We start from the raw sequence: 17,701 nt of genomic DNA, 5'->3' as shown, positions 1-17,701 counted from the left end.
AAATGGCCACCCTTAACTGGATGGCCATTTTTGCTAATATCCACTATCGTCTAGTGCAAAAGTATTTTTTCTGTCTTTCCACTTCCCTTGTGTAAAATCTGGAAACTCTTGAGGTTTATTTCCTTCCTTGAGCGATTTAGTAGACAAAGGTGTGATTACACTCATGGTTACCGAATCGTAAACATCTATTGGGGTTTGTTTTTTATCTCTTACAGCTACAATGAAAGCATTGAACACAAACCAATCCATACCACCGTGACCAGCACCAAGTGCATTGCTTTCATATTTTTTCCAAAGTGGATGGTCATATTTTTTAAACCAATCTTCGGCCTTATCCCAAGCGTGTGGTTTAGAAACACCTTCAATGTGTACCGACTTATTTACGTCCATCCACAAACCATCTGTTCCCTGAATACGGAAACCTAGGGAATATGGGCGAGGCAAATGCGTATCATGCGTTAACATCACCGTTTCTCCGTTAGCACAGTTTAACAGCGTGGTGGTGATATCGCCATTTTTATAATTAATTTTAGCGTTTGGATGCCCTGGCGATTTCTTTTCTACATAATTTGCCAAACCTTTAGCCTTCGAACTAAACGACACCAAGTTCGTAAATCGGTTTCCTCTGTTGATATCCACACACTGCATAATTGGTCCAACACCGTGGGTGGGATACAAATCTCCGTCTACATCGATATTGAATTGCGTACGCCATTGCGCTTCGCTTAAAGCGTTGGGTCCAAATTCTACTCCACCACCGTAATATTGCTTGCCATTATTAAATAGCACTTCTCTCAAATCATGCTGATAACCGCCTTCGAGGTGTAGCAGTTCGCCAAAAACGCCTTGCCTTACCATATTTAAAGCGGCAAGCACATCCCTACGGTAACAAACATTTTCTAAGGTCATGTACGGCATTCCAGTTTTTTCTGATGTCCTTACAATGTCCCAATGCTCCTTTACGGTTAATCCAGCAATCACCTCGCAACCAACATATTTACCTGCATTCATGCTATAAATGGATTGCTCGTGGTGAAATTGCCAAGGTGTAGAGATAATTACCGCATCGATGTCTTTCCGATCTACCATTGCCTTGTACGCATCTAACGAACCTGTATATTCCTTTGCCGCAGCTTTGCCCGCCTTTGCAATGGCTTCTCTACATATTTTAAGAGAACTTTCTTGGGTATCGCAAATAGCCACAATCTCTACGTCTTCTCTCAAAAGCCCTTCTTTGATATGGTTCATGCCTCTTGCACCAACGCCAATATAGCCCAAACGCACTTTGGCAACCTCTTTTGCAAATAAAAAACCGGAAGGCAAAATGGTAAAACCTGCAGATGCAATAGCTCCAGTTTTTATAAAATCTCTTCTTTCCATTTAATTAGGTTTATTTTTGGTTGTGATATTCTTGCGGTTAAATTATAAAAAATGGTAGACGAAGTAGAATTAGATCACACATATTTGTAACGCAAACGTTTGATATTTATCTATAAAAAAAATACGAATGAGTAAAACGTTTACACGCACCTATATAGTTGCCCAATTTCCAATCAATGTTCAGTTCAGCAACAGGGTGGTTAGTATCGATTTTACTCCTTATACGCAAAGCGAAGATTTAAGCTTTCTATACCAGCACAGCGAAGAATTGGTTCAAAAAATCAAAACCGAATACAAAGATAGCTATCAAAAAGAGCTGAAAATAAGCAATGCCTCGTTTGTTGCAGAAATTTGGGGGCATATAGTGGCTTATAAGATTGCGCTTTGGATGAAGAAAAATATCAATATCTCCCCAGTTCAGAAGTTTGCGAAGTTTGCTGCTTTTAGAAGTGGAGTGATAGACTGTGGCGAATCTAAGGTGGATACCAATAGGTGGTTTTGGGATATATTGGCACCTATCTTCTTTCGCAAATACCGATAAATTACAATCTCATTTCTATTTTACTGAAATAACAAACAGCCTGAACTTTTCAACAAAACAAAATTGAGCTTTTTAACAAAGCAACATTCAATTTTTATGCAGACTTTTGTGGAGTAAATTTAATCATCCACCGATGAAAAAAACCTTTAAGATATTTAAATACACTATGATATTCTTCCTAAGCTTAGCCTTGATATTGGCTATTTCTACCTACTTCTACATGCGTTTACCAAAATTTGGAAAAGCACCAAGCGGCCAACGTCTAGCACTTTTAGCACAATCTCCGAACTATAAAGACGGTAAATTTCAGAACTTCCATTATACTCCGGATTTAACGGAAGGATACTCTATGTTGGGCATTATGTTCGATATGCTATTCAAAAACCATCCGCGACGCAAACCTGTAGACAGTCTTCCATCGGTTAAAACGGATTTACTGAACCTATCTGCCGATTCAAATGTGCTAGTTTGGTTTGGGCATTCTTCTTACTTCATGCAAATTGAAGGCAAGCGCTTTTTAGTTGACCCTGTATTTAGTGGCAATGCCTCGCCTATTCCTGGCACTACCAAATCTTTTAAAGGTGCTGATATTTACAGCGTAGCCGATTTGCCTCATATCGATTATTTATTGATTAGCCATGACCACTACGACCATTTAGATTATGAAACCATCATCGCCCTAAAAAACAAAGTCGGCAAAGTAATTTGCGGTTTAGGTGTAGGCGAGCATTTTGAATATTGGGGATATTCTCCACAAAATTTAATCGAAAAAGATTGGAACCAAAAAGTAGATTTAGGCAACGGCTTCACTTTAAACACAGTTCCGGGCAGGCATTTCTCTGGTCGTGGTTTTAAACGCAACAACACTTTGTGGACTTCTTACCTACTGGAAACTCCTAAAGCTAAAATCTTCATTGGTGGCGATAGCGGCTACGATACGCACTTCAAAGAAATTGGTAATCAATTTGGTCCAATCGACTTAGCAATTTTAGAAAACGGACAGTACAACGTGGCTTGGCAAGCTATCCATACACTTCCAGAAGAAACGGTAAAGGCAGCGAAAGACTTGAAAGCAAAACGTTTTTTTCCTGTACACTCTTCTAAGTTTATGCTAGCCATGCACCAATGGGATGAACCGCTAAATGATGTTACTAAAATAAACAATGGCGAAATCCCGATGGTAACCCCTATGATTGGCGAAGTGGTGAACCTCAATGATGAGCAGCAAGTATTTACACAATGGTGGAAAGGAGTTAAATAATGGAAGTTAAAGGAATAGAAATCACTTCGTGCTACATCGGTCCAGAAATTTCTCCCGAGCATTTTATACCAGAGCATATTTTCATGTTTTTAGCCAAAGGCGATGTTTCTGGCTATGATGGCGATAAGAAATACACCTTAAAAAGTGGTGAATATTGCTTGGTGAGGAAGAACCATTTGGCAAGATATACCAAACAAGAAGACAACGGTGCTTTCGAAAAAGTAGTCGTGGTATTTGATGAAGAATTTTTAAAGAAGTTTCAGCAAAAACATGATATTAAAAGAGATGGAAATGTTGCCAAAGGTGCATTTTACGAGCTAACCAGAACTGAAATGGTGCCAAATTTTGTAAGTTCACTGATGCCCTATTACAACGGTGCACATAAAATAGATGGTGCTTTTGAACAGGTTAAAAAGGAAGAATTGTTACTAATTCTATTACAAACCAATCCAGATTTAGTGAACATACTTTTTGATTTTGGCATACCCGAAAAAATAGACCTCGAATTTTTCATGAACCACAATTATAAATTTAACGTGGGTATGGAACGTTTTGCCTATTTAACAGGCCGCAGTCTTTCTTCTTTCAAGAGAGATTTCATGAAGATTTTTTCGGAAACGCCCAATCGGTGGTTGGTAAAAAAAAGATTGAAAGAGGCTCACTTTCTTATTGAGAAGAAAAAACAACGACCAAAGGAAATCTATCTTGATTTAGGTTTTGAAGATTTATCGCATTTTTCTTTTGCCTTCAAGAAGCTGTTTGGTTATGCACCTACAAGATTGGTAGAGTAGTTAATTGGGCTGGTAAAACTAGTCCCAAATTAACTTCGGGAGACAAACCACTGCACGCTAACCACGCAGTAGCTGCGAAGCAAATTTATTTTAGGGTCTGCTTTACAAGAAAACCTGTTTATCGCATTACGATACCCAATCGAGTTGGGCATGACGGAAGATGTAAGGTTCGTGAAAAACAAAAACACCCCGAACCTAAAAAATTCGGGGTGTTTAATCTTAACGCTTATCTATTTTTGTTTATCTGCAATACTTTTAACTAGCTCGTTGATGTAAACTTCGATATTATCATAAGCTGTGCTTAAATCTCTGCCGTTTGCATTGGCCTTATTTGGATCAAGTTTCTTGCTGATTTCCCATTCATCGGGCATACCATCTCCGTCGGTATCTTTTAGCGGTGGCAGTGTATTTAACACTGGCCATCCACCTACATCAGCAGGTCGGTCAATAATCCCAAACCTACTCAAAGCATCTCCGCTTGAACCATGTGCCGTAAAGGTTTTATTCTTCACGTGGGTAATGATTCTTTCGTCAACGGCATCCCTTTTAAAACTAGCACCGCCAATTGCCAATACTTTTTCATAAGCTACCTCAGCAGTATGCGTTACCACATTGTTGTTAATAGGATGAGCAGTATTCAAACGCATGGCTTCTTTATCCAGCTGCGAAACAGTTCCGTATTGAGAATGGATTTGGTTATATACCCCATAAGTCCAATTGTCGGCAGTTGGGTTTGTTCGCCCATCAACTACGTTACCACTAATAAAAAACTTACCCCATTTATCAAAAACTGCAGAAGTGGCTTCCTTATTCTTATCGGGTGAATAAATTCTATCCATTACGCCGCTTTTAGTGGCTGGCCCAGGCTTATAGTAATTGTTAACGATGTTGATATTCATTGCTTCACCGCCATACGAACTATTTCCGCCCCAGTTGTAAACCACGTTGTTTCGGTAATCTACCAAATCAGTAAGCGCATACGCACTGTTTGCCCTTTCTCCAAAACGCGGATTTCTACTATCGTGGTTGGCAATTAAGTTGTGATGGAAGGAAGCATTTTTTCCGCCCCAAATACCACCGTAACCATGCGCACCTTTAGCATGGGCTGAGTTTCTCAAACTTTCAGAAATGATGCTCCACTGCAAAGTAAAGTTATCGTTATTATAGAATGACACACATTCATCCACCGACCAACTCATAGAACAATGATCTACAATGATGTCCCTAGTTTCGAAAGCTCCAATGGCATCGGCCTCAACTCCTCCTTCATCGCCCATCCTAAAACGCATGAATCGGATAATGACATTACTGCCCTGTACAACAACCGGATGGTTTTTTAGTGTAATACCATCGCCAGGAGCAGTTTGCCCAGCGATGGTTATATCGTTATTGATGATGGACAGCTTACTTTGTAGCTCTATGGTACCGCTAATTTCAAAGATTACAATTCGCTTTCCAGCAGCTTCAACCGCGGCTCTTAAGCTTCCAGCACCGGCATCGTTTAAATTGGTTACTTTAATTACCCTACCTCCTCTTCCACCCGTAACATCTTTGCCAAAACCTTCGGCTCCAGGAAAAGCCAAAGCTTGTTCAGTCAGCAATACTGGTTTATCTTTTGGATCAATTCCTACATCTTCTTTAACCGATTTCTTTTTACAAAAAACCAGCAAGCCTGCAAGTAAACAAAGTCCAATTACTCTACAAAACCTAATTACCATCTTATTTCACCACTATTTTTGAAACTTCATTTAAGCCATTTCCGCTGATATTAACTAGATAAATGCCAGATGGAATGTTGCTGTTAAGCGTTATCTTTTTGGCAGACTTACCTTGCAACCAGTTTCCAGTTTCGGTTTGTAAAACACGTCCATCTAACGAAATGATTTTTACCGTTACCTCATCAGCTTTTGCTAAAAGTAAATCGATGCTAAACTCATGATTCGCTGTTGGGTTTGGATAGATGTTGAATGCTGTACTTTGTAAATCGAATTTTAAAGATAAAACAGTACTTTCACTAAATTGTCCATCTTTATCTACCGCTTTAACGCGGTAATAGTTATAACCACTTAATGGATTAACATCGGCAAACTGATAGCTTTTTAAAGAACTACTTTCTCCAACTGCATCTCTTTTTCCAATTCTCTCAAATGCTTTTCCATCGCTACTTCTTTCAATATCAAAATGTGAAGTATTCTTTTCAGATAAGGTGCTCCAATTTAACGCCGCAGTATTTCCAACCTTTTTAGCATTAAAAGTTAAACCTGTAATTGGCAACACCTGATTTAATTCAGCAGCTGTACTCAATGCACCGTACTCGCTTGCCGCTTGCACTTTGTAAATGTAATTAGTGCCAGCAGTTGCCGTAGCATCGGTATATTCGTTAGTTAAGCTAAAGCCAATAACTGCGTTGTTACGAGTTATTACATACAAACGAGTGTAACTTACCGCATCCCAAGTTAATTTAAAACTGCTATTTACACTTAGATTACCAGGCTGTTCTGGCGCTTCGGCAATCAAACGCGGATCCCAAGAATCGCCACTACGCAAAATCACATTTTCGTAGGTATAGTTCGCAGCCTCATTATCGGTTAGGCTACTTTGTGCTGCAATATTATTTCCTCCAACAGGGTATGAAGACCTACGCTGTGAAATATCTACTGCTTGTCCGTTACTGTTTACCGTTCCATAATCTGCAAATATGGCTGGTGCATTATTCCATGCTGCCCATCCCTCTGGGTAAACACTAAGGTTTGCAGCAAGCTTTGTATTAATGAACACCGTTTTAGCTGCATTTTGCCAAGGGCGACCAAGATAGGTAGTGACATTGATGCTATTACCATCTACATTGGTGGCAGGGTTAGTGCCTGTATTTGATACCTTGTTCGCTCTGGTAATTACGTTATTACTAAACACATAACCGTAAGCCGTACCCGATTGATGGCTTGGTGCTACAATATATCCGCCAGTAGATCTATTGATGGCAAGTGTATCACTTTCAAAAAAAACATCTCCAGCGCCATAAACAAAATCAACTGCTCCTTCAATTTTCGACTTGCGAACATAATGTCTGGCTGATAGGCTGTTATAGCTTGTTAAATAAGTATCTTGATAAGATCTCAGGTAGCAGTTATTCATGGCAAATTTATCAGCAATCGTGTATAAAGCCAATGCCTGCGGACCAGTTAAGTCATTATATCCTATAGAATTTTCGAAAGTGATGTTCTCGAAATACACGTTTGGCGAATTAACCACCATCGTTGCTCCTAAACTCACATGATAAACCATTGTTCCTTTTTCATCATCACCAGATAAGCGATTGTCGGTAATGATCACTCCATTACGATTTTGGCCAATTAAGTGAATAAACGGTTTGTTTGCAGGAATATCATGATGGCCTGTGTAAGTTCCATTTTTCACAAAAATTATCCACGGTATGGTACGGCTTGCAGGCGCTGCTGCAATGGCATCAATTACCGAAGTATAATTTCCAGAGCCATCTTTTGCCACAATGGCATCGTAAAGTTTTTTAGTTGGTTCCGCTCTGTTAGCGGTGGTGAAGGTAAAACTAGTCCCCGCATAAGCATTGCCCGACATATCTGTTAATGCACCATTCGGAACAGTAACAGTATAACTAGTGTTATAACTTAATTTCTCGTAAGGAAAAGTTACCGTTTTTGAACCAAAAGTACCTGCTAAAGTTTTTGAACCTAAGGTGATACTACCAGTTCCAAGTTTTACACGTTCATTAAAGGTAAGCACTACAGAGCCATTAATGGTTGCGGTACTAGATGCATTTGCAGGTGTGGTAGAAACCAGTAGAGGCGCAGCAGTATCATTCACCACTTCCTTATCTGCATAAACGTAGATATTAGTGAATGCACTACCATCGTTATCAGTACTTGTGCCTAGCAAGCCACTCGTTGCGTCGGCTACCCAACGCAAGTAAATACGGGTTTGGTTTTCAGCTCCTACTGGAAGCGTAACACTAAAATCTTTCCAAGCACTATTGTACACCTCTGTGATATCCACTCGACCCGCTTCTGTGAAGCTTGTTCCATCGGTAGAGTATTGCAAAGTCATCACTTTGTAGGCCTGATAGTTTGCGCTCACTAAAGATCTGACTTGGATATTTTTATAACCTGTAGTAGAAATTTGTGCTTGCAGATAACGACGTTTAGTCGCAAAATCTGCTCCTGCGGTCCAAAACCTGATGTTAGGATAGCTTGGAGAAAAAGTTCCTGCATTAGACAGCCAGTTCACTGCTGTACCACTTGGTTCAAAAACAGAAATGGTACCCGTATTGGAACTTTCAGCATAATAATCTCCAATTTTAGCAGTCTTAATATTCTGGTCCTTAAAGTTCCATCCAACAATAAAAGGAATTTCATCGAAAGTTGCGGTAAAGGCTTTGTTTCCGTTTACTAAAATGGTTCGTTGTGCAGCTGTGGTATTATCTTCCCATCTGCTAAAGGTAGTTACAGGGTTAGAGATGATATCCATGGTAACTTCAGTGCCTTCTTCATATTTTCCATTGGTCGGCTCTGGTGTCAACTTCACTTCGCCCCAAGTAGAACCTTCTTTAGTTACCGTAAAAGTGTAGGTATTTTTGGCTTCATAAACTGCTTTAACGGATTTTGAAGCATTCATGGTTACCGTATAAGGGTTTGCTGTCGATAAATCAGCATCGCCGTTGGCAGCATCCACCCATTTCACGAAACGATAGCCGAAATTTGAGGTGGCGGTTAGGCTTACATCGGTACCTGCATCATAATCTGTAGCATTTGGCGAACGAGCAATAGTTCCAGCAGCGGCATTGCTTAACGTTGTAGTTAAAGGATATTGGGTAACTGTAGAAGTATAATTTCCATAAATTTTCAAATCAAACAGATAAGCATTTTGCGGGTCGTTTAAGTTAGTAAACTTTAGTGCTACGTTGGTTTCGTTGATATTAACCGTAACCTGTTGCCCCGAACTAGGAACAGCAAATGAAGTAGAAACTTCTGTCCATGCACCACTACCAACTTTTTTCCAAAGTTTGTAGCCCCTGCTACCTCCCGTTGCACCATGGGTAAAAACAACCTTGGTAATTGAATTTAAGGCGGATAGTTCTATATAAGAACCCAAATTTTTCTGAGCCTGCGCCCAGCCAGCAGTTACCTGCACACCACCTGCATCAGCAGCCGCAGGTGCATATTTAAACCTAGCCGCATCTACAGCAGTAGGACTAACAGCTATCTGAAAAAATTTAAAAGTTAAACTTTCAGCAGAAAAATCGGTGGTTTTAGTTACTGTTTGTTCTGATGAGGTGGCTGCTACCGCAGCCCAATTGCTTTGTGCATTACTGCTTGCCGCATTAAACTCCGTAGAGTAAAGCAGTTTCTCTTGTGCCCAGCTTTGCTGTACAAAAAACAGCAGGGCGCAAATAAATAGAGTAAAGTTTTTGTTCATACGCTTAGTGGTTTTTAGTTGATGATTTGGTTAGGTTATTCTTACTGCTTAATCACCTTTAGGGAGATCACTTCAGTTGTAGTTTTGTACTTTAAAAGATAAATTCCTTGAGGAAGATGTTGTAGCGACACTTTTGACTGGGTTAAGTCCGCTGCTACAGTTTTGGTGGCAACCAAGCGTCCGGAAATATCATAAAGGTTTAAGGAAGTTCCAACACCTGCCGCTGGATGATTTAAAGTAAGCTCTTTTGTAACTGGATTTGGATAAAAATTAAGCTGGCCTTCTAAACGATTGTTCACAGACCTGATCTCACTGTAAGTATATTTTCCGTCCAAATCAACTTGTTTTATACGATAGTAACTTACCCCAGTCAATAATTTCTCATCTTCAAACTCATAAATGTGAGTACCTGGTTGATTGACTGCAGATAAACCACCTATTCTTGAAAAATCTTTACCGTTAATGCTTCGTAATATCTCGAAATAGGCAGTATTAACCTCATTAGCAGTCTTCCAAAGTAAAACAGTTTTATGATTTAAGGATTTCTTGAGCGTAGCGCTAAAAGAAACAAAATCAAGCGGAAGCGTGGTACCAACTGGAGCATAAATAGTGAGGTTATCAATATTCATCGTAACACCAGCAGGCTTGGTAATCTTTAACCTGTTGATATTTGCACCTTCAATTGGCACTGTAATTAAATCAAACTTTAAAGATTTGGCCGCACTGGAAATAGCAGTGGTACTCCAAGTTTGCCCACCATTGGTAGACGTATAAATTTTAATGCTATTGGCATTGATGCTAGCTCGCTGGTTTTCGTAAAAAGTAATTTTCGATATCCCCTGGTTAAAAATTGGTGTAATCACATAAGGATCTTCTGTTAACGTGTAATCAGTTGTAGTACCTGCATTCCTATTCAAAATTTTTAAACTAGGATTTGATACCCCATTTGTCCATTGATTATTCGCATCTACATCACTTACGCTCTTTTCTTCTCTTTGTGCCCCATATAAAATCCAAGTGCCATTATCCTGTATAGAGTTTTCTATCGTAGCAGGTTTGGCAATACTAGTTACCGTTGTATTCGTAAATGGTTCCATCCAATAGGCTTGTGCAATTGGATTACTAATTATTTTGTTGTCACTATAGTTAACTTGGTTATTTGTTGCCACTAATTTCAACCTGTAGTAAGAAGTAAAAGCCAAAGGATTATTATCTGTATAAGTATAATTGTTTAAGCCAGCACCTTTTTGACTGTTTACAGTAGTAATTGTATTGAAATTTTGTCCATCTGCACTACGCTCTATGATGAAATTCTGTAGGTCAACATCGTTATTTATTACCCAATTTAAAGTTGCCGTAGTAGTACTGCCCGAGTTTAAAGTTGCAGCAAAACCCATCAGTTCATAAGTACTAGCAACAGAGGCTGAAATGCCATTGAGGTAAACCTCTAACATCGTATATCCTTGATCATTTACCGTATTTCCATCTGCTGCGTCATTAGCATTCAAACCATTGTTTTGCTCCCAAGTATCTGGCATACCGTCGCCATCAGTATCAACTAAAGCAGTTCCCGAATTATAGGCCGGCCATCCTCCCACTTCATTAGGCAAATCTATAATGCCTCTTTTACCAGAAGTAATACCTACTGTACTAGCTGTACCGGTAGATGTCTCACTAACTACCCTTCTATCTACAGCATCTCTAACAGGCAAGTTTGCACCAGCATTTTTCAGTACGTCTAAATAGGCATCGTCAGCACTTTGCGTCATAATGGACTGTGCCACTACAAAAGGCACTGATGATTGTGCATCTGCCTGTAAATTAGCGGGAATTTTCGTCAAACTTACTGCACTCCAATTATCATTCGTCTTGGCTGAATTTCCATGCATCACATTACCGCTCACATGGAATTCGCCCACCCCTTTTGCTTCAGCTGCTTCATAATCCGCTTCTATAAAAAGGTAATCTGATGGCGTTGCAGGTCCTGGTTTATAATAATTATTGACCAAGTTGATACGAGAGAATGAGTTTTCGATATTCACTGCGCCACCTGCAGCTGCATTTCTTGTTCCAGCGTTATAAATTACGTTGTTACGGTAATCAACCAATGCATTTACGTCATGAGCCCTTGCACCGTTAAACCTAGTCGAACGAGCATTTAAGTGTGCAAATAAATTATGATGATAGGAAACGTATTGCCCGCCCCAAACACCACCATAACCTCTATTTCCTTTGGCATGCCCTGCATTAAATAGACCTTCACTAACCATGCTGTATTGCACAGTTACGTTCTCCATATCGTACATAGCGGCACATTCTTCGTTTGCCCAGCTAAACGAACAATGATCTACAATTACATTATGGCAGTTCTCCAAATCAAATCCGTAAACGCCAGTAGGAAGTGTACTACCCGGTCTAGAACGTAAATACCTTATAATGATATTACCGTGGTTTCCGCCTAGATTGGCCGCTCTAGCCCCGTTGATGATAAAAGAGTGGCCCTTTAAACAAATTCCATCACCTGGAGCCGTTTGACCAGCGATGGTAAAGTTCGATCTGTTTACTTTGATTTGAGATTGTAGTTCTATTGTTCCACCTACAGCGAAAACAATGGTTAACGGTTCACCGGGATAAGCGTTAAAAGCCTCTCTAAAACTTCCTGCGCCAGCATCATTTAAATTAGTAACGGTATATACTTTTCCACCTCTACCACCAGTTGCAAATTTCCCAAACCCTTGTGCAGTTGGAAATGCAAGTTGTTGTGCATTAGAAGGAAAAACAATAAATACTGCGAAAAATAACGCAAAGCTGATGCGGTACAAAAAGTTCATACAAGTCGAGGTTTAAAATAAACACTATTCGACCGCTCTGCTTTTCACATGAACTATCCCGAATGAGGGGTCTGATAATATTTGGTTAAATCAATATTAATAGCTTTACTCCTTCCTTGAGTATCATCATGCCATAAAAATCTATGCAATCGTTCACGGGAACGATTGCGTTAATCAACGCCTAATGCTATCGGTTGCACAAACTCGACAATTTACTATTTAAATGATTAGCCTCTTTTTTTATCAGCGCTAAAATCTACACTATTAAATTAGGAGCTTTTTTAAAAAGGGACTCATTTAAAGCTGGTATAAGGGGACAAATCATACATTCATTATCAATAAAGACCATAAAACCCAATTTGTGCTTATATTTACCAAGCATCTACGCTAGAAACCGACGTAATACCTAATTTCAACAGTGCTTAAACCGTAAATGTAATTCTTGTGAATATGACTTGTGTAATTGTAGATGATGACCCCAATGCGGTAGCAGGCCTTGTATCTTACATGGAAAGTTTTCCTGGTATGGAAGTGAAAGCCACCTTTACTAACCCTGTAGATGCGATGGCTTTTCTGCTTAAAAACAAGGTTAATTTATTATTATTGGATGTAGATATGCCAAAAGTGAATGGTATTGAGCTGGCTAATTCTATCCGTGGCCAAGTGGGTAAATTGGTGTTTACCACTGCGCATACCAAATATGCATTTGATGCTTTTGAAAGCCATGCTGATGCCTATTTGTTAAAGCCATTTTCACTTGCCAAAATGTTGGCTACATTACACCGCCTTTTTCCAGAAGAGCTAGAAACAGAAAAAAACGCGATGGAAATGGGAAGCGAAGAGGATTTTATTTTCGTTAAGGCCAAACAGGGCTCTAAGCTCATCAAAGTAAAACTAAAAGAGCTTGTCGTCATTGAAAGCAAGAACAATTATGTGGAGCTCCAGGCATTAGATCGTCAAGTGATTACCTACATGACCTTGAGCGAGCTGGCTAAAAAACTAAATGGGCAACCAGATTTCATCCAAGTGCAAAGAAGCTTTATCATCAATAAACACTTTATAGAATATGTTGAAGGTAATACTTTGGTAATGGCCAGTGGAGCCAAGATTACTGTAGGCGAAATGTACCGACCAACCTTCCAGTCATTCTTGGACGAGAGAGTCATAAAAATGGGAAAGAAACGTTAGTAACTTTCCCATCCATGTTGTTAAAGATGACGAAGGTGACCAAAATTAAAGTCACCAATAGTTGTCTTTGTAGAGGTTAATGTAGACGTGGGATCGCCTGTGTCGAGAGCAGCAACTTTAACGTGGGCCTTCTTAAAAGTACCCACTTTTTTAATTTCCAATTTTACTCTTGTTTTTTCCATAATGCTTACGGCTTATTATTTGAAATTAGCTCTTGTAGCATCCAAAGAAAAATCTGTTATTTGAAATCCCTATTTACCGATGTGGAATGTTAAAAATGATAGCTAAAAAAAGTTTTAGGCTCCATGCCCTGGTATGGTCACTGTTCATCAGTTGGGAAACCATCATCACCAACATATTGTACGAGATGAGTGCTCCAGTTATCAACTATGTTGTTCATTATGCCATCACCATCGCTCTGTTTTACTTTCAATCTAACAAAGTATTACCATGGATTGGAAAGAAGAAATTGCAGTGGCTATGGATACCGTTGTTCTGCATCATTTTCTTACTCATCTACATTCTTGCGCATTGGCTAGGAGAGATTTTCCTAACGCATCTTCTCCAAAAACCAATCAAACCCCTATATGGCATGACTTGGCCAAGCTTTCTACGCAATGGTTATAGAGGGCTTTTCTTCATGGGTTTTTCTACTGGATATTATTACCTATATAGCTTCATTGCACAGCGCAAGCATGCTCAAGAGCTCGAAACACAGCAGTTAAAAGCTATCATCAAGCAACAACAAACCCAAAGAGAGCTGGACATGATGCAGAATGCCTTTTTAAAGGCACAAATCAACCCGCATTTTTTATTCAACATTCTCAACTATATCCATTTTCAATCATTGAAATCGGCACCGCAGATTAGTGAGGCCGTAACTAGGCTAGCTAACGTCATGAGGTTTGCTTTTGATGTTGAGCACGTGGATGACAAGGTAAAGTTAGGCGAAGAGCTGGAGCAAGTAGAAGATATCATCTACCTATACTCCCTAAAGAAAAACGAGGGCACACTGCTACTGGATTATGAACTAGCAGTGTGCAACTTACAATTTGTTCCCCTTGTGTTACTCACTTTGGCCGAAAATTGTTTCAAACACGGCGACCTCAGCCAAGCCGATGCCCAGATGCAGTTAATGCTGGAAGATGACCAGCTACAGATTTCCACTTGGAACAAAATCAGCGATCACAAACCGGCCATATCTACTAAAACTGGCCTACAAAACTTGGCGACAAGGCTTTATAACGCCTACGGAGATTCACACTCATTTGCTTACGGCCCAGATGACAACGGAGGTTTTAGCGTACAGCTACGAGTGCCAATTCAGCTCGTTTTGAAACCCGTTTCAAATGCAGCAGTAAATACTGATACAATTGCGCTTCCCTAACTCTAGCGTGGGTTGGAAATCTCCTGTTTACATGCATATGGATAAAATCTGCTAAACGTTGTTCCTGATCTTCAGCAGACGTAATGAGGCAAATTTCTTCCCATACTTGCAACATATTGGCTTTAGGAAAAGCATCAATAGCAGGAATCTCCATGTTTCGCCAATACTGATTGAGGATTTTAAACTCCACTTTACTCCATCCCATTTCATGAGCAAACATCGAGGCCATCTTTTCCAAGAATAACTTTTGTTTGAGATGATCCTTCAATACATGTCCTATCATCCCCCAAATCCAGCCATAGCAAACCTTCAATCGCTCTTCTTCATCCATATCCATAACTGCTGTGGCCTGTACGCTGTCCAATTCGAAGAAATGCTCGGTTGCCATCATGGTAGCTGTACCATAGCGCTGCCACTCCGGCTCGTAAGGCTTCATCACCGTATTTCTAATTCCGTAGCTACCAAGCCATCCACCTATTTCATTCAGTACTTGCCATTTTATCTTAGCACTGGCATCTGCATGCCATTTTATACGCAAGCGGATATGCTTATCTGGATCACTGTAAAGAATATAGAACCAGTTTTGCACCACATTTTCATGCTTCAATAATAGCGGGGCAATTAACTCCTTGAGTATATGGGTTTGATTTTCGGGCGAAGCATATAGAGACATAAAAAACCAGTCGCTTCCCACAGACCAGTTTTTCTGATGTGGCGGCTTGTTGAAAACAGTTACTGGTGCATAAACTTGCTTTTGATGGGTTAATGCCCAATGCAACTGATAGCTGAAGCGATTTCCTTCGGTATCCAACATCCCCTGCTCACCTCCCGAAGGCCAATCAGAGATATACTGTAGTCCTGCATCTCGCTGTAAGCTATCCCATAATAATTCTCGATCCATGTCGAGTTCTAAATCTAAACATAGGTACTGATCTGAGCGCCCAATACGAATAAACCTATTGCACACCTTTTCATCCAGCCATTTGTCTAATTCGGTTTTAGCAACTTTTGCTGAAGAAGGTACTTTCCATTTCGCAGGCTGCAATAAAAGCTTACCAAACTTTAAGGGAGGATAATAATCCATATTAGGAAAACGCTGCTCTAAATCTGGCAAGAACTGATGTTGCATACCCTGATACTGTAAATCGGCAAGTAAGCGTAGCAAAGGATGACTAGAGCGAAGAATATTGTATGCCGAAGCCATTCTAGGCACCACACGACATTGATAGCGATTGCTATACAACACCAGTTCATCTCCAATTACGTTAATAAATAAATCTGCCAACTGTAACTGCTTGGGATGAGTTGACCAACCACCGAGAGTTAGTTCTAATTCATAGAGTTGTGGCCGACGGTTGATATTATCCGTCCGTTGGTCTGTTTGATAGGCAATGTCAAAGAATTTTACTTCAGCATTAGCTTTTTGCTCTAAATCGACCAATTCTCCAGTAAAATTGGCGATATGCGTATCTTTAGCAAACCTTCCCAGTAAGTTAGTTGCACTTGGTCCGCCAATATGCTCTACGGCCCATACTCCATCTTTAGCTGGCTGTAGCAATACATTAAGTGTGTTGGGCAGTGCTACACGATCTATATTTTTACCGGTAAAATTTTCGAGATTTACGGCTTTGCCACCAAGCATCCCATTCAGCAAGAACATCGAAAGATCATCCAGCAACAGATATTGTGGCATAAGCTCTTGTTTCGGCAACAGTGTGACGAGATCATCATTACCCGAATTAGAAAGCCCTGCATAGCCCAAGCCCTTTTCTGGATCTAACACCCGTGCTAAAGGTTGCCATTGGTTCTCATAACGCTTCGTGAACTGTAGCTTAAATTCAGCTAGATCATTCAAAGTTGGGCTCGGCAGATGTTCATTTGCAAAAGCTACATAACGTTCAAGTTCCTGCTCCAAGCCTATATTACAAAAACCTTTAGCTGCATGTCTGATATAAATCGAATAGTCATTTAATTGCTCTCCAAAAGTTGCTAAGCCAATACGTTGAAAATAATCTGCTCCAGTAATATTAGGCAAATGGCTATGCACTAATACCTGAAGCTCCAAAAGTTGGGACATCATATCCCTGAAAAAATCCCAATCATTTCCCACCAAATCTTTAATTTCTGCTGTCGACCTTGATAAGCTGCAAAAGCTAAGTAATCGGTCTAGTTCTTCAAATCCATTTAAGGAAAACAGCTCCGTTTGGCCTTCGGTAGATTGGAAAAAGTAATGTGTACCCTCATGAGTATAGAGTGTAGCCTGTGTACGCCACATCAACTCATCTGTCCAAGTAATTGCAGCCGTTGCCAGTTTTTTGATCTCCGTCCAATCTCTAAAGTTGAGCAGTTCCATTTGAGTATGGAGCACAGGTTCATCATTTTTATTTTCTTCGTTCCGCAGCAATCCCACTGTCGAGAACTTTCCATACGGAACGGGACGGAACCTAGTTCGATTAAAGTAGCGTTCAATACTGATCCTCGTACGTTTATCGAGCTGGTCAAGTGCTGAATGATCTGTATTGGCAATCTGTTCAAATAAGCTTGGAGAAGCACTTGCGATTAATGCTTTTAACTGTTCCCAATAGATTGATAGTTGTGCGTCCTTCGGTAATGCACAAGCTCTACAGATGATGTATTTTGCTGATTCCATGTTTCAAAGCTAGGCCTGAAACACAACCATTTAAAAAACTGTAAAACAATGTTTTACAACAAAGTAAAAATTAAAAATTATCCCAATTTACACGTCAATTTCAATAGGTCATCAAGACGAATACCCATTTTACCAAATGAAGAGTACTGTTTATTAACAATGTTTCGCAAACTTAAAGCTTGGTTAACCATGTAGAAATGCAGGAACACAGGGTAGAAACTAGG

11 protein-coding genes are annotated in these 17,701 nt (G+C 39.9%); 5 read left to right on the top strand and 6 right to left on the bottom strand.

All coding sequences use genetic code 11. From position 1 onward, the window contains the following. Nucleotides 1-33: 33 nt before the first annotated feature. The gene (locus CRO54_RS18650; RefSeq protein WP_097133586.1) at nt 34-1,380 is read right to left on the bottom strand and encodes a Gfo/Idh/MocA family protein; all 1,347 of its coding nucleotides are present in this window, start codon (nt 1,378-1,380) and stop codon (nt 34-36) included. A gap of 127 nt (nt 1,381-1,507) precedes the next feature. On the opposite strand from CRO54_RS18650, the gene CRO54_RS18645 reads away from it, so the two are divergent. From CRO54_RS18645 to CRO54_RS18635, 3 genes are all read left to right on the top strand, one after another. Beyond that, on the top strand, nt 1,508-1,921 hold the full coding sequence (locus tag CRO54_RS18645; RefSeq protein ID WP_097133585.1) for a hypothetical protein: 414 nt from the start codon (nt 1,508-1,510) through the stop codon (nt 1,919-1,921). A gap of 133 nt (nt 1,922-2,054) precedes the next feature. Next, a complete protein-coding gene (locus CRO54_RS18640) occupies nt 2,055-3,182 on the top strand; it encodes an MBL fold metallo-hydrolase (protein ID WP_097133584.1) in 1,128 nt (375 codons plus the stop codon). Beyond that, complete coding sequence (locus CRO54_RS18635) at nt 3,182-3,973, top strand: helix-turn-helix domain-containing protein (protein WP_097133583.1); 792 nt, start codon at nt 3,182-3,184, stop codon at nt 3,971-3,973. Before CRO54_RS18640 ends, CRO54_RS18635 begins: the two co-directional genes overlap by 1 nt. Before the next feature lie 230 nt (nt 3,974-4,203). Here the strand turns inward: CRO54_RS18635 and CRO54_RS18630 are convergent, their stop codons facing one another. The 3 genes from CRO54_RS18630 to CRO54_RS18620 are packed head-to-tail and all read right to left on the bottom strand — an operon-like array spanning nt 4,204 to nt 12,252. Further along, nucleotides 4,204-5,691 carry a pectate lyase gene (locus CRO54_RS18630; protein WP_097133582.1) on the bottom strand — a complete coding sequence of 496 codons (1,488 nt, stop codon included), beginning with the start codon at nt 5,689-5,691 and terminating at the stop codon, nt 4,204-4,206. A gap of 1 nt (nt 5,692) precedes the next feature. Further along, on the bottom strand, nt 5,693-9,421 hold the full coding sequence (locus CRO54_RS18625; RefSeq protein WP_097133581.1) for a pectinesterase family protein: 3,729 nt from the start codon (nt 9,419-9,421) through the stop codon (nt 5,693-5,695). A 41-nt stretch (nt 9,422-9,462) separates the two neighbouring features. Next, nucleotides 9,463-12,252: a T9SS type A sorting domain-containing protein gene (locus tag CRO54_RS18620; protein ID WP_097133580.1), complete on the bottom strand. Its 2,790-nt coding sequence runs from the start codon at nt 12,250-12,252 to the stop codon at nt 9,463-9,465. A 450-nt stretch (nt 12,253-12,702) separates the two neighbouring features. On the opposite strand from CRO54_RS18620, the gene CRO54_RS18615 reads away from it, so the two are divergent. Continuing rightward, entirely contained in the window at nt 12,703-13,440 is a 738-nt protein-coding gene (locus CRO54_RS18615; RefSeq protein ID WP_097133579.1) for a LytR/AlgR family response regulator transcription factor, read from the top strand. Nucleotides 13,441-13,460: 20 nt separating this feature from the next. On the opposite strand, the gene CRO54_RS21280 is transcribed toward CRO54_RS18615, so the two are convergent. Next, a complete protein-coding gene (locus CRO54_RS21280) occupies nt 13,461-13,622 on the bottom strand; it encodes a hypothetical protein (protein ID WP_179747350.1) in 162 nt (53 codons plus the stop codon). Between the two features lie 185 nt (nt 13,623-13,807). On the opposite strand from CRO54_RS21280, the gene CRO54_RS18610 reads away from it, so the two are divergent. Continuing rightward, entirely contained in the window at nt 13,808-14,827 is a 1,020-nt protein-coding gene (locus CRO54_RS18610; RefSeq protein ID WP_179747349.1) for a sensor histidine kinase, read from the top strand. Here the strand turns inward: CRO54_RS18610 and CRO54_RS18605 are convergent. Then, the gene (locus CRO54_RS18605; RefSeq protein ID WP_097133577.1) at nt 14,739-17,477 is read right to left on the bottom strand and encodes a thiopeptide-type bacteriocin biosynthesis protein; all 2,739 of its coding nucleotides are present in this window, start codon (nt 17,475-17,477) and stop codon (nt 14,739-14,741) included. The genes CRO54_RS18610 and CRO54_RS18605 overlap by 89 nt on opposite strands. Nucleotides 17,478-17,701: the final 224 nt, after the last annotated feature.

Source organism: Pedobacter xixiisoli, assembly GCF_900215335.1.
In the GTDB taxonomy this organism is placed as follows: domain Bacteria; phylum Bacteroidota; class Bacteroidia; order Sphingobacteriales; family Sphingobacteriaceae; genus Pedobacter; species Pedobacter xixiisoli.
The sequence above is the reverse complement of the archived record's forward strand: the minus strand, read 5'-3'. Positions and strand labels throughout refer to the sequence as shown.